This is a genomic window from Tardiphaga robiniae, assembly GCF_013359755.1.
GTDB classification, from domain to species: domain Bacteria; phylum Pseudomonadota; class Alphaproteobacteria; order Rhizobiales; family Xanthobacteraceae; genus Tardiphaga; species Tardiphaga robiniae.
This window is the reverse complement of the sequence record NZ_JABMCJ010000092.1, coordinates 404,041-417,837: the sequence shown is the minus strand read 5'-3', so window position 1 is coordinate 417,837 and position 13,797 is coordinate 404,041. Positions and strand designations below refer to the sequence as shown.

General features: G+C 62.2%; 14 protein-coding genes. 11 read left to right on the top strand and 3 right to left on the bottom strand.

Annotated features, from left to right (window positions below; genetic code table 11):
• Window positions 1-16 precede the first annotated feature (16 nt).
• Window positions 17-790: a class II aldolase/adducin family protein gene (locus HP556_RS23970; protein WP_093759488.1), complete on the bottom strand. Its 774-nt coding sequence runs from the start codon at window positions 788-790 to the stop codon at window positions 17-19.
• Between the two features lie 138 nt (window positions 791-928).
• On the opposite strand from HP556_RS23970, the gene HP556_RS23965 reads away from it, so the two are divergent.
• From HP556_RS23965 to HP556_RS23950, 4 genes are all read left to right on the top strand, one after another.
• Window positions 929-1,627 carry a GntR family transcriptional regulator gene (locus tag HP556_RS23965; RefSeq protein ID WP_246297871.1) on the top strand — a complete coding sequence of 233 codons (699 nt, stop codon included), beginning with the start codon at window positions 929-931 and terminating at the stop codon, window positions 1,625-1,627.
• Window positions 1,624-2,649, top strand: coding sequence for an arginase family protein (locus HP556_RS23960; protein ID WP_120288468.1), 1,026 nt, complete (start codon window positions 1,624-1,626; stop codon window positions 2,647-2,649). Before HP556_RS23965 ends, HP556_RS23960 begins: the two co-directional genes overlap by 4 nt.
• A gap of 270 nt (window positions 2,650-2,919) precedes the next feature.
• Complete coding sequence (gene gabT, locus HP556_RS23955) at window positions 2,920-4,197, top strand: 4-aminobutyrate--2-oxoglutarate transaminase (RefSeq protein ID WP_175368798.1); 1,278 nt, start codon at window positions 2,920-2,922, stop codon at window positions 4,195-4,197.
• Between the two features lie 27 nt (window positions 4,198-4,224).
• Window positions 4,225-5,514 (top strand): ArgE/DapE family deacylase, encoded by a 1,290-nt coding sequence (locus HP556_RS23950; protein WP_175368797.1) that lies wholly within the window; start codon window positions 4,225-4,227, stop codon window positions 5,512-5,514.
• A 55-nt stretch (window positions 5,515-5,569) separates the two neighbouring features.
• Here HP556_RS23950 and HP556_RS23945 read toward each other — a convergent pair whose 3' ends face one another.
• A complete protein-coding gene (locus tag HP556_RS23945) occupies window positions 5,570-5,959 on the bottom strand; it encodes a hypothetical protein (RefSeq protein WP_246297870.1) in 390 nt (129 codons plus the stop codon).
• A gap of 229 nt (window positions 5,960-6,188) precedes the next feature.
• Here HP556_RS23945 and HP556_RS23940 point away from each other — a divergent pair, with 229 nt between their 5' ends.
• The 6 genes from HP556_RS23940 (at window position 6,189) to HP556_RS23915 (ending at window position 11,666) form a co-directional block, all read left to right on the top strand.
• Window positions 6,189-6,596 (top strand): hypothetical protein, encoded by a 408-nt coding sequence (locus HP556_RS23940; RefSeq protein ID WP_089262161.1) that lies wholly within the window; start codon window positions 6,189-6,191, stop codon window positions 6,594-6,596.
• Between the two features lie 498 nt (window positions 6,597-7,094).
• Window positions 7,095-8,318, top strand: a complete 1,224-nt coding sequence (locus HP556_RS23935) for an ABC transporter substrate-binding protein (protein WP_175368796.1) — start codon at window positions 7,095-7,097, stop codon at window positions 8,316-8,318.
• Window positions 8,319-8,446: 128 nt separating this feature from the next.
• A complete protein-coding gene (locus tag HP556_RS23930; protein ID WP_068733337.1) occupies window positions 8,447-9,301 on the top strand; it encodes a branched-chain amino acid ABC transporter permease in 855 nt (284 codons plus the stop codon).
• 1 nt (window position 9,302) lies between these two features.
• Entirely contained in the window at window positions 9,303-10,232 is a 930-nt protein-coding gene (locus tag HP556_RS23925; protein WP_175368795.1) for a branched-chain amino acid ABC transporter permease, read from the top strand.
• Window positions 10,229-10,972 carry an ABC transporter ATP-binding protein gene (locus HP556_RS23920; RefSeq protein ID WP_120288460.1) on the top strand — a complete coding sequence of 248 codons (744 nt, stop codon included), beginning with the start codon at window positions 10,229-10,231 and terminating at the stop codon, window positions 10,970-10,972. The genes HP556_RS23925 and HP556_RS23920 overlap by 4 nt, the downstream gene beginning before the upstream one ends.
• Window positions 10,959-11,666 (top strand): ABC transporter ATP-binding protein, encoded by a 708-nt coding sequence (locus HP556_RS23915; protein ID WP_089262171.1) that lies wholly within the window; start codon window positions 10,959-10,961, stop codon window positions 11,664-11,666. Before HP556_RS23920 ends, HP556_RS23915 begins: the two co-directional genes overlap by 14 nt.
• Window positions 11,667-11,726: 60 nt before the next feature.
• Here the strand turns inward: HP556_RS23915 and HP556_RS23910 are convergent, their stop codons facing one another.
• Window positions 11,727-12,935: a BtaA family protein gene (locus HP556_RS23910; RefSeq protein WP_175368794.1), complete on the bottom strand. Its 1,209-nt coding sequence runs from the start codon at window positions 12,933-12,935 to the stop codon at window positions 11,727-11,729.
• Window positions 12,936-13,104: 169 nt separating this feature from the next.
• On the opposite strand from HP556_RS23910, the gene HP556_RS23905 reads away from it, so the two are divergent.
• Complete coding sequence (locus tag HP556_RS23905; RefSeq protein ID WP_246297869.1) at window positions 13,105-13,797, top strand: class I SAM-dependent methyltransferase; 693 nt, start codon at window positions 13,105-13,107, stop codon at window positions 13,795-13,797.

Below are 13,797 nucleotides of genomic sequence, written 5' to 3'. Positions count from 1 at the left end.
TGTAGCGGAAGTCGGATCAATTCTTGTAATCGGCGTCCGTGCGATCAAGCATGCGCTTGAACGCTTCCCACTCGCTGTCCGGCTTGCCGCCTTCGGTGCCATGCACCTTGTCGTAACCGCGGTCATACTGGCCGGCGGTGTGTGCGGCAATGGCGTGGGACGGGCGAATGACTTCTGCGCCGGTTGAAAGAATCGCGAGCTGCGCGCGGCAGGAGCGCTCCATGTTGAACATCAGCTTGAAGGCCTCACCGACCGAGCGGCCGCAGGTGAGCAGGCCGTGGTTGCGCAGGATGAGAACCATCTTGTCGCCGAGATCGGCGACCAGACGCTCGCGCTCGGACAGGTCTAGCGCGATGCCTTCGAAGTCATGATAGGCGATGCGGTCGGTGAACTGCATCGACCACTGGTTCAGCGGCTGCAGACCGTCCTTCAGGCACGACACGGCGACACCGGCAACGGTATGCGTATGCAGCACGCACTGCGCGTCGTGGCGGGCGGCGTGAACGGCGCTGTGAATGGTGAAGCCGGCCGGATTGATACCGAGGCCGAGCGGATCGTCGACAACTTTACCGTCGACGTCGACGGTGACGAGGTTGCCGGCCGTCACTTCCTCGAAGCGCATGCCATAGGGATTGATCAGGAAGCGGTCCTGGGTGCCGGGGACGCGCACCGAAATATGCGTGTAAATGCTGTCATCGAGGCCGAGGCGATGGATCAGGCGATAGGCAGCGGCGAGGTCGATACGGACCTGCTTGGCGGCATCGAGGGTCGGCGTAAGGTTTGCGTGCATATTCACAGGCGCGGTTCCCGGCTTTTTTTAAGGTGCGGGCAGGAAACACAATCGCATGGCAGCTCGCAAGATTAAACTGTCGACAATCGACGATTAATTCTTGTACAGGGGAAGAAACGGGTCCCCCGCATGCGTTTGATGTCTCCTCCAGTTGGTCTGACCGCCCTCGCCGACACCGATCTTGTCGGGCAGGTCGCACGCATCCTGACCCAGGCCATCATCAAGGGGCAGCTGCTGCCCGGCGCCAAAGTCGTCGAAGCCGGCATCGCCCGCGAACTCGGCGTCAGCCGCGCCCCTGTCCGTGAAGCTGCACGGCTGCTCGAGCAACAGGGCCTGCTGGTCTCACATCCACGCCGCGGCTTCTTCGTCCGCAAGCTCGAAGCGACGGATATCGACGAGGTCTACGACCTGCGCATTTGCGTCGAATGTCATGCCGGCGTGCTGGCCTCCAAGAACATGACGCCTGCCAATCGCGACATGCTGCGCCGGCAGATCGACGTCATGCATGAGACTGCCGCGATCGACGATCACGCGCGACAGATCGAGGAAGATTACAAATTTCATCGCATGATCTGCGAAATTGCCGGCAGCAAACGCCTGTTGCGATTGTTCGACGATCTCGCTTCGGAACTGCGGATGACGATCGGTCTGATCGGCCGGCTCTATGACGATCCGCATCGGATTGCGCAGACCCATGAGGCGCTGCTCGAAGTGCTCGAACAGGGGCATGCCGACATCATCACCGCGCGGATCGACTATCATATCGGCGCTGCCTGGCGCGAAGTCGGCAAGCTGGTCCGCGAACTTCCCTCCTCAACGAATGGAGCCGCTACGTGAAGGCAGTGTATTCCGACAAGCACAAGAGCCATGATCCGCAGTTCTTCCTAGTGCGCGGTCAGGTCCGTAAAACCACCGAGCAGCCGGAGCGCGCCGAGCGCCTGCTGAAAGGCCTCGCCGACGGCAAGCACACGATCGTCGCGCCGACCGAATTCGGCCAGGGCCCACGTGCCCGCGTGCACTCGCCGGAATATTTGCGCTTCCTCGAAGGCGCCTGGGAAGAATGGATCAAGCTGCCGGATTACGGCCCGGAAATGATCGCCAATATCCACCCGAACCGCGTGGCGGGCAGCTATCCCACCCACATCACCGGCAAGCTCGGCTGGCACACCGCGGATACCGCAGCACCGATCGGTCCTGGCACCTGGCTTGGTGCCTGCGCCTCCACCGACGTCGCCGTCACCGCGGCGCAGATGGTGATGGACGGTGAGGACGCCGTCTACGCGCTGTGTCGCCCACCCGGCCACCACGCCTATCGCGACATGGCCGGCGGCTTCTGCTTCATGAACAATTCGGCCATCGCCGCCGAGCATCTGCGCACCAAGCACGAGCGCGTCGCGATCCTCGATGTCGACGTGCATCACGGCAACGGCACACAGGGCATCTTCTATGCGCGTCCAGACGTGCTGACGGTGTCGATCCATGCCGATCCCGTCGGTTACTACCCCTTCGTCTGGGGCTATGCCCATGAGAAGGGCGAAGGCAACGGTCTCGGCACCAATCTCAATATTCCGCTCGCGCTTGGCACCGGCGATGACGGTTTCATCGACGCGCTTGCTGTCGCCGAGAAGACCATCAAGTCGTTTGCACCGACGGCTCTGGTTCTCGCTCTCGGCCTCGATGCATCCGAGCACGATCCGCTGGCGGCCCTGAAAGTCACCACCCCGGGCTTCAAGCGCATCGGTGAAGCCGTTGCGCGCATGGGCCTGCCCACCGTTCTCGTTCAGGAAGGCGGATATCTCTCCGACATCCTCGGCGCCAACCTCACCTCGACCCTCGCCGGTTTCGAAGCCGCGCGGTGATTGGACTTATCGAGTGAACACCAGCACGCCGCGCTCTCTTAACCTCTCCCCGCTCTGCGCGGGGAGAGGTCGCCGCGTCTTCGCGGCGGGTGAGGGGCATGGCACGGCGCTCATCGCACGCACTGCACTTGCGGATCGCAAGAGCCCCTCACCCCACCCCTCTCCCCGCAAGAGCGGGGCGAGGGAGCCTACAGCGCCCGGCGCAGCAGCCTGCTCCATCCACTGATCCACACCCAACAACATCCAAGAAAACTCGAAGGACAAACTCGCATGCCAACCAACGCAGAAATCTTCGCGCGCCGCGAAGCCGCCGTTCCCCGCGGCATCGGCCATTCCACTCCGATCTCGGCGCAGCGCGCGCTGAATGCGGAAGTCTGGGACGTCGAAGGCAAGCGCTATGTCGACTTCGCCGGCGGCATCGCCGTGCTCAACACCGGCCACTGCCACCCGACCATCATGGCCGCCGTGCGCGCGCAGATGGAGAACTTCACCCACACCTGCTTCCAGGTGCTGCTGTATGAATCCTACGTGACCCTCGCCGAGCGCCTGAACAAGCTGGCGCCGATCGACGGCGCCACCAAGACCGCATTCTTCACCACCGGCGCCGAAGCGACCGAGAACGCCATCAAGATGGCCCGCGCCGCCACCGGCCGCGCCGGCGTGATTGCCTTCACCGGCGGTTTCCATGGCCGCACCCACATGACCATGACCATGACCGGCAAGGTGTTCCCCTACAAGAAGGGCTTTGGCGGAGCCATGCCGGAAGTCTGGCACGTGCCGTTCCCGGCCGCGCCGCTCGATGTCACGGTTGAGGAATCGCTCAAGTATCTCAGCTTCCTGTTCAAGGCCGACATCGATCCGGCCCGCGTCGCGGCCATCATCATCGAGCCCGTGCAGGGCGAAGGCGGCTTCCACCAGGCCCCGCCGGAACTGATGCGCGCGCTGCGCAAGATCTGCGACGAGAATGGAATCGTCTTCATCGCCGACGAAGTGCAGACCGGTTACGGCCGCACCGGCAAGATGTTCGCGATGGAACATTACGACGTGAAGCCCGACCTCATCACCGTGGCGAAGAGCCTCGCCGGCGGCTTCCCGCTGTCGGGCGTGATCGGCAAGGCGAAGATCATGGACGCTGCCGATCCGGGCGGCCTCGGCGGCACCTATGCCGGCAACCCGCTGGCGATTGCCGCAGCGATGGCCGTGCTCGACGTGTTCGAGAAAGAGAAGTTGGTCGACCGCGCCAACCATATCGGCGAGCGCATCACCACGCGCCTGAAGAAGATGCAGCAGCGTAACGATCTCGTGCCGATCGCCAGCATCCGCAATGTCGGCGCCATGATCGCCTTCGACATCGTCAAGGAACGCGGCTCGGACACGCCGGACGCGGAACTGACCAAGAAGGTGACGCAGAAGGCCACCGAAGAAGGTCTGATCCTGCTGTCCTGCGGCGTTAACTTCAACACCATCCGCGTGCTCGTTCCGCTGACCGCCCAGGACGAAATCCTCGACGAAGGCATGGACAAGCTCGAACGCGCGCTGACTGCCTGAGCCCTCTCACAAGAAAAGGAAAAACAAATGGCTCTCGATCCCGCACTTCGCGACAAGATCATCGCTGCCGTCGACAAGGGCTTCGATGCCCAGGTGAAGTTCACCCAGGACATGGTGCGCCACGTCTCGACCCGCGGCAACGAACACACGATGCAGGACTTCATGTTCCGCGCCATGAAAACGCGCGGCTACAAGATGGAGCGCTTCGAGATGGATCGCGCCGCGCTCGGCCATCATCCCGGCGCCGGCGCCTGGGACGACCTGCATTCGACTGCGCCGATCGTGGTCGGCACGCATTATCCGCGCGAGGAGAAAGGCCGCTCGCTGATCATGCAGGGCCATGTCGACGTGGTGCCGGAAGGTCCCCACGACATGTGGACCACGCCGCCTTACGACCCCGTGATCCAGGGCGACTGGATGCAGGGCCGCGGCGCCGGCGACATGAAGGCCGGCTGCGCCTCCAACATCTTCGCGCTCGATGCACTCAAGAGCCTCGGCCTGCAGCCAGCGGCAACGGTCTATCTGCAGTCGGTGGTGGAAGAGGAGTCCACCGGCGACGGCGCGCTGATGACGCATCTGCGCGGCTACAAGGCCGACGCCGTGGTGGTGTCGGAGCCGTCGCATGAGACGATCACGCGCGCCAATATCGGCGTCGTCTGGTTCCAGGTCGAAGTCCGCGGCGTGCCGGTGCATGTGCAGCGCATGGGCACCGGGGCCAACGCCATCGACGGCGCCTATCGCATCATCGGCGAATTGCGCAAGCTGGAAGCCAAGTGGAATGCGACCAAGGACCAGCACGAGCACTTCAAGAACATCGAGAAGCCGGTCAACCTGAACATCGGCAAGATCGCCGGCGGCGACTGGGCGTCATCGGTCCCGGCCTGGTGCAAGGTGGACTTCCGCATCTCGTTGCTGCCCGGCAAGACAGCCGAAGCAGCGAAGAAGGAGATCACCGACTGCGTCGCCGCCTTCGCACATCAGGATCCGTTCCTGTCGAACATCCCGCCGACCGTGACCTTCAACGGCTTCCAGGCCGAAGGCTACGAACTCAAGCCGGGATCTGATGCAGAAGCCACGCTGGCCGCGGCGCATGAAGCGGTGTTCGGCCAGAAGCCCAAGCCGGAAATCTCGCTCGCCTATCTCGACAGCCGCGTCTACGCGCTGTTCGACAATGTGCCGACGCTGAACTACGGCTGCATTTCGCGCGGCGTCCACGGCTTCGACGAAGGCGTCAACCTGCCCTCGCTGAAGAAGACGACGACGGCGCTGGCGCTGTTCATCGCCGAATGGTGCGGCGTGGAAGAGATCAAGGCCTGATCATTCAGGCCTCAGCCTGAAGACCGAATGGGCGGCGGAGCAATCCGCCGCCTTTTCATTTCTGCCAGCTGCAGATGCCACCTGTGCGGCACGGCCAGACCTGCACCCGCGTGTCCGCCGCATTGGCGTTCAGCGGATTGCTGCGACGGGCAACCTTCTTCTGCGCAGCGGCGCGCTGTGCCACCGGCTTCGCAGACTGCGCGCGCACAAGACGCGGTGCTGCCTTCGCCGGATCAGCTTTCACATTCGCCTTCGCATCGGCCTTGGCCTGGATCTGCACCTGCTCGAATGACGCGGGCGGGCCCAGCAGTTTCGGCGACAGCACGGCCTTCTGCAGGTCGAGCAGCAAGAATTCGCCGGGCTTGTATGTGTCCGCTTGCGCGGCACCGACGCACGCCAGCAGACTGACGCCGGCCGCAATCATACTCAAACGCTTGCAACTCATTTACGCCTCCTGAGGCCGGTTCCCGGCTTCTGGACTAACAATGTCTCTAAGTTAAGCATGGATAACGTTGAATCCAGCCTCGAGTTTCCCCGGAAAGTGCCTGCGGCGCAGGCATTTCTGGCGGTAAGACTAACCGTCCATGGCGCACCCACCGATTGATCCAGCGCAATGCGACTCCGCGCTGCTGCGCAGACCCTTCGCTCAATCACTCTCAGCAGCGGAGACCGCCATGACATCCGTCCAGCCCTATCCCGTCGTCAGCAATCTCATCGAACGCATTGGCGACTGGTTGATCCAGCGTCGCCAGCTCAACGAACTCGGTGCGCTCGACAGCGGCGAGTTCAAACGCATGGCCCATGAGCTTGGCCTTGCGCCAAGCGATCTCGATACGATCGTGCGCAGAGGCGTGAACGGTGCGGAGGAATTGCCGCAGATGCTCCGTGCGCTCGGTTTTGACGAAGCCGCCATTGCCAAGATCCGGCCGCCTGACATGATGGAGATGCGCCACGCCTGCGCCAGTTGCGCACACAAACGGGCCTGCGGCGCCGACCTCGCAGCCAAGACGGCGGCGGCGAACTACGAGAACTATTGCGCCAATGCCAACGACATCACCCTGCTGGCCCGGGCTGCGGAGTAGATTATTCTCCACCTTTACTAAAAATGCTCGAAAAGCCGGCCAGGTAAGCCTAATCGGTTAGGTTAAGATTTGGTTTAAGTTGCGACAAAACCCGGCTGGGATAGCGTCGATCGCGTCGCGCAGTGGGGTGCGGAAGTCGCTTTCCAACCCCGAATTTCAATGCACGGCACGGGACCGCCGTTATTACCTGCGTCGGCGGTCCCACCCCTTGGCAGCCCCGGCTGTACCCAACGCCACCCCCAACTCGGCCACTTGAGAATGCGCATGTTGCACCTGCTCGCAACTTGCAATGTGCCACCCGCGCCGCAGCATCGTTACATGTCATGCAAGCAGTGATCGCGTCGCAACAAGAAGCGCTTTGTGAATGCTCGCAATTTAATCCGCGACACAGTGTTGCTGCGCGCAATCTTCCTTGACTTGCTCTCGCCGCACTTGGCAGTCTGTGATCACACAAAAAAGCATCGGGCAACGACCCAGATGCCTCTAGGGAGAGACACCATGGACTCATTTCTGAGGCCGCTTGCGGCTGCGAGTATGATTGTTGCTGGCGCCCTTGCTTCCGCTGCTCCAGCATCTGCCCAGCAAGCGCCGATCAAGATCGGCATTCCGACGTCGGTCCAGTTGCAGGTCGGCCGCGATACGCAGAACGCCGCTAAGCTGGCCATCGAAGAGATCAACGCCAAGGGCGGATTGCTCGGCCGCAAGCTCGAAATGGTTGTCGCCGACGAGACCGAGAATCCCGAACAGGGCATCGCTGCAATCAAGAAGCTCACCGCCGATGACAAGGTCAACGTGCTGATCGGCGGCTATACGTCAGGCGTCACACTGGCCCAGCTGCCGCATATTTCCAACGCCAAGACGATCTATATCGGCGTCGGGGCTGCCTCACCTGCCATCACCGCAAAGGTGAAAACAGACTATGAGAACTACAAATATATCTTCCGCGCCTTCCCCATCAACGCGGCGCATCAGGCGCGCGCGCTGGTCGACTTCATCAACGGCAAGCTGAAAGGCGAGATGGGCCTGAAGAAGATCGCCATCGTCGGCGAGAACGCCAAATGGGTGCAGGATCTCGTTCCGATCCTGAAAAAGGGCGCGACCGACGGCGGCACCGACGTGACGCTGGCCGAATTCTTCGACACTTCGACCTCGGATTTCTCACCGCTGTTCGCCAAGGTGAAGAATTCCGGCGCGCAGTATCTGATCGTCGTGCTCTCGCATGCCTCATCGGACATCTTCGTCAAGCAGTGGCATGACGCGCAGGTGCCGATCCCGATCGGCGGCATCGACGTCAAGAGCCAGGATGCCGACTTCTTCACGCGCGTCAGCGGCAAGGCCAATGCCGAAACCGTCGGCATGTTCGCCATCCGCGCGCCGCTTACGCCAAAGACCATTCCGTTCTGGGATGAATTCGTGAAGCGCTTCGGCACCGCACCCGTCTATACCGGAATCGGTGCTTACGACTCGGTGTACGTCTATGCAGACGCCGTCAAGCGCGCCAACTCCATAGAACCCGATGCGGTCATCAAGGAGCTTGAAAAGACCGATCATGTCGGCATCGCCGGCAAGCTGGTGTTCGACGAAGTACACGACGTGAAGACCGGCCCGGGCCTGCAGAACCTGCTGTTCGTGCAGTGGCAGAAGGACGGCGCCCGCGTCGTGGTCTGGCCGAAGGAAGCCGCTACCGGCCCGATGATCGCACCGCCCTGGATGAGCAACTGATTTGTTGATGGCGGTCATCTGACCGCAGCGTAACCGCGCGGCCGGCGATCCCTCGCCGGCCGGAAAACGGGAGAAGCGAGCCCGAAGAAGTTCGCCCTCCGCCGTCCGGTCTTCAACAGCGGGTTCTCATGCTTCAGATTCTGATCTACGGCGCGGTCTCCAGCGCCATCTATGCGATGCTGGCCGTTGGTTTCACCCTGATCTTCGGCGTCGCCCGCATCCTCAATCTCGCCCATGGCTCGTTCTACGCACTCGGCGCCTATGCGGCCTATGTCCTCACCTCGCTGCTCGGCGTTCCGCTCTTCATCGCAGCACCACTTGCTGTGCTGATCGTCGCCGGCTTCGGCGTGGTGATGGAGCGTTTTCTGGTGCGTCCGCTGCGCTCGTCTCAGCTCGCGGTGCTGATGATTACCCTCGCCGTTTCGCTCGCGGTCGAACAGGCGCTGTTCATCACCTTCGGCTCCGAATATCGCAACGTGCCTTCCTTCGTGGCTGACAAGCTCTCGATCGGCGGCGTGGATATTTCCGGCCAGCGCCTGCTCGCCCTTGTCGCCGGTGTCCTCGTGCTGCTCGGCCTCTGGCTGTTCATCCAGCGCACGCGGCTCGGCGCGGCCATCCTCGCGGTATCGCAGGATCCGGAAGCCGCGCAATATATGGGCATCCCGACCAACCGCATTTTCTCCATCGTGATGGCGATTTCCGCCGGCACCGCGGCGCTCGCTGGGGTACTGGTGTCGCCCTTCCTCACGGTGCAGCCGACCATGGGCCTGCTGCCGATGGTGAAGGCCTTCGCCATCGTCATCGTCGGCGGGCTTGGCTCGATCCCCGGCAGCATCATCGCGTCGCTGATCCTCGGCTATTCCGAGACCATCGTCGCCTATCTGATTTCGACGTCATGGACCGAGCTGGTGTCGCTGGTCGCGGTCGTCGTCACGCTGATGATACGCCCGTCAGGACTCCTCGGGCGACGGGCGGCATTCTGACATGAAACGCATCGCCCCCATAGACATCGCAGGCGGCATCCTCGTGGTCGCCTTTCTCGCGCTGCTGCCCATGTTCGCCGCCAGCAACTATCTCACCGGCGTGCTCACGGTCTGCGTGATCTACGGCATCTGGGCCTCGAGCTGGGACTTCATGTCCGGCCTCACCGGGCGCGAGAATTTCGGCCATTCGCTGTTCATCGGCGCCGGCGCCTATACGGCCGGTTTCCTGTCCTCGATCTGGTCGACAAATCCGTGGGTCAGCCTGCCGCTCGGCGTGGTGATCGCCATCGCCTTCAGCCTGCTGGTCGGTTTCCCGACATTGCGGTTGCGCGGGCCATATTTCGCGCTGGCGATGCTCTCCGCCTCCGCGATCCTGCAGCGGCTGTGTCTGATCTTCTGGGAATATACCGGCGGCGAGGAAGGCATCTACGGCCTCGATCCCCTCATGAAGAACCCGCTGCATTACTACTGGTTCGTGCTGGCGATTCTCGCGGTCACAGTGATCGCGCTGACGCTGCTGGCGCAGTCGCATTGGGGATTACTACTCCGCGCGATCCGCGGCGACGAGGCGACCTGTCAGGCAGCCGGCATCAACGTCACCTTCTACAAGATCGTGTCGCTGATGATCTCGGCCGGTTTCGCCGGTCTGGGCGGCGCGCTCTATGCGCATTATCAGCTACAGGTGTCACCGCCGCTGTTCTCGGTCGTGGTCTCCATCACGGTGATCATCATGGTCTATGTCGGCGGCATCGGTTCGATCTATGGCGCCGCCGTCGCCGCGATCCTCCTGACGTTGCTCACCGAGATGCTGCGCGGCTTCGGCGAATACCGGCTATGGATCTACACGCTGACCCTGATGCTGATCCTGTTCTTCCTGCCTAATGGACTGATCGCGCCGCTCTGGCGCCGGCTGACGGAGCGCCTGCGATGACTGACCTGCTCGAAGTCAACGGCGTGACCAAGCGCTTCGGCGGCCTGACCGCAGTCAAGAACGCGAGCTTCACGCTGAAGAAAGGCGAGTTCACTGGCATTCTCGGCCCCAACGGCGCCGGCAAGACCACACTGTTCAACATCCTCACCGGCTTCATGCAGCCGACAACCGGCACCATTCACTTCAACGGCGAACTGGTGCGCGAGCTTGCCCCCTACAAGGTGGTCAATCGCGGCATGGCGCGCACCTTCCAGCTCACCCGGCCTTTCGTCGGCATGAACCTGCTGGAGAACGTGCTGGTGGCCTGCATGTCGCCGCGCGCCAGCGAGGACAAGGACAAGGAGGCGCGCGCCAGCTATCTGCTGGGACAGGTCGGTCTCGGCGGACGCGACAAGGAGCCGGTGGAGACGCTGCCTTACGGCGACCTGCGGCGGCTCGAAATCGCCCGTGCGCTGGCGACCCGGCCGGACCTGTTGCTGCTCGACGAGCCCTTCGCAGGGCTTGGCAGCAGCGAGATCGAACAACTGGCACAGTTGATCCGCAGGCTGCATCGCGAGGAGAACCTCACTATTTTGCTGATCGAACACAAGCTGCGCGAGTTCATGGCATTGGTATCGCGCGTGATCGCGATGAATTTCGGCGAGATCATCGCCGTCGGCCCACCGGAAGAAATCGTGAAGAACGAGAAGGTGATCGAAGCCTATATCGGCAAGACGGAGGAAGCCCATGCCTCTGCTTGAAGTCGCCGATCTCAAGGTCAGCTATGGCAAGGCGCTGGCGATCGAATCCGTCTCCATCAGGGTCGAGAAAGGCGAACTCATCGGCGTGCTCGGCCCCAATGGCGCCGGCAAGACCACGCTGCTGAAAGCGATCTCGCGCTCGATCGCATCGCAAGGCACACTGAATTTCAAGGATGCGTCCTTGCATCCGATCGAGCCATATAACGTCGTTGCCAAGGGCATCTGCCACTGTCCCGAGGGGCGAAAACTGTTCTCGGAATTGTCGGTGCTGAAGAACCTGCAGCTCGGCGCTTACCTGCGCAAGAACAACGCGGACGTCGAGAAGGACCTGGAGCGCGTCTTCACGCTATTCCCGGTGCTGCGCGAACGGCAATGGCAACAGTCCAGCACATTGTCCGGCGGCGAACAGCAGATGGTAGCCATCGGCCGCGCGCTGATGGGCCGGCCCGAGCTATTGCTTTTGGATGAGCCGTCCGTCGGCATCGCGCCGCGGCTGAAGGGGCTGATCTTCGACTCGATCCAGCAAATCCGGAGAGACGGCACCGCGATCCTGATCGTCGAACAGGACGCTACATCAACGCTGCGGATCGCGGATCGCGTCTATGTGCTGGAGCATGGACGGACGATCCGTGAGGGGACGTCTGCGGAGATTGCTGGCGACAAGTATATCCAGCAGATTTATCTGGGGGTGTGACGTTCACGTGCTCGCTTCTTACCTCTCCCCGCTTGCGGGGAGAGGTTAAGACAGCAACGCCTACGCCTTCCGCGTATACAGATGAAACCCGCCATAGATGCCCGAACGATCCGCAGCCAGACCTTCGGCACTGCGCGCCTCATCGCGCTGCCACGTCTCACGCAGCGATGCATGTTCCAGATCGTCCAGCGGCGACTCGGCACCGGCGGTGCGGAAGATCACCCGGATGCCGTCCTTGCCGGCGCGGTCGATCGCGTCCCACAGCGCACGGATTTCATCCGGCGCCATCCAGTCCTGCGAATCCAGCAGTACGACCGCGTCGATCTGGCGAGCCGGAAGGCTCTCCAGAAACACGCGCAGATTGGCATGCACCGGCGTGACCAGAGCGGCGCGGCCGGCGGTATCCGCGTAACGGCTCTGCTGCAGATAGAGCGGCAAGCACTTGTCACCGGGGCCGACATAGCTGCGGCTCAGCGCCTGCCAGGCAAAATAGTTGTTGGCGTTCGGATGCACGTCGATCAGAGCGAGCAGACGCTGATGCAGCACTTCGTTGAGCGGCTGGTTGCCGCCCAGCAGCGTGCGCTGCTGCGGCGGGATGCCGAGGCTGAACAACAGCGCCGGCGTCTTCGTCATCATACGAGCGAGCCGCGAATGAAACAGCCAGTGCAGTCGTTCCAGCGCGCGCTTGCGCGCCGGGGACTGCTTGTCCTCGTGCAACAACGCCTTGAGATCGATGCGGGCGAGCTTCGCCAGCGTATGCGCGAAGCCGATGAAGCGGCCGAGCGCGCCATGACGATAGAAGCCGTCACTGAAGTAACCGTAGCGCGGGCGGCCCTGGATATCGCGCTCGTCCCAATAGCCGCGCGCTTCGGCATCGAGCAGCGGCCGCAGCCGCTCGCGATAGAGGCCCACATTGGTATCAGATGCGCCTTCGCCGAAGAATTTCCAGAAGTCCTGATAGTTCGGCAGCGCGCGCAGGCCGGCGAGCTTCAGCTTCAGCAGCGACAGATGCGCCTCGTTGAGATCGACTGCGTAGACATGCTCGGGCTTCGCCGACAGATAGGACAGCGCGTTGCAGCCGCCACTGGAAATCGTGACAATCGTCGAACCGGGCGCCAGCTTCAGCGCCGCCATGTCGGCTTCGGGATCTTCCCAGATCTGGGTATAGACCAGCCGGCGGAACCAGAAGGCGAACAGCCTGTCCCAAATCGTCGTTTCCTCGCGACCACGGCTATTGCGAACAGCGTCGGCGATCAGATGCGTATTCATCGGCTTCTTGGACCCTTCGAATCGACAATCTGAAATTTTTATCAAGCGCAGACTGCGGTTTTGCGACAGTCATTCTAAATTTCGGCCGATTACCGCGACGAAACCACTGTCACACCGCTGTCGTGTTGCGATGAAATGGATCGCTCATCCGGATGCGATGAGGTGCGCCATGACGATTGTCTCCGAATACGAAGACGGCGGTCTGCCCGCATGGTCGAACGAGGCCACCCAGCGCATGAACCGGATGTATCGCTGGCAGCGCTTCATCTATGACGCAACGCGCCGGTATTATCTGCTCGGTCGCGATCAGCTCATCGCCGAACTGGCACCCGCGCCGGGCGCGACAGTGCTGGAGGTCGGCTGCGGCACCGGCCGCAATCTCGTTCAGGCTGCCCGCAGATATCCACAAGCGGTATTTTACGGCATCGATATTTCGACCGAGATGCTGACCACAGCGATCGCGTCAATTGCGCGCAACGACCTTACGGATACCGTCCGCGTCGCCCATGGCGATGCGACGAATTTCGATCCGTCGCGCATTTTCGCCGTTCCGTCATTCGATCACGTCATGATTTCCTACAGCCTCTCGATGATCCCGAGCTGGCAGGATGTGCTCGACCACGCCGTATCGCAGCTCAAGCCTGGCGGGCGACTACACATCGTCGATTTCGGCCATCAGGAGCGGTTACCGAAGATCGCGAGCAAGCTGCTGTTGCACTGGCTGACACTGTTCGACGTGACGCCGCGCCGCGAGCTTCTCGATGTGCTGAAGGCGCTCGCCGAGCGTCATCACGCCAATCTCGATTTCAATCGCCCGTTCCGCGGCTACGCGCAGTCTGCGGTGTTGACGCTGCCGACGTAA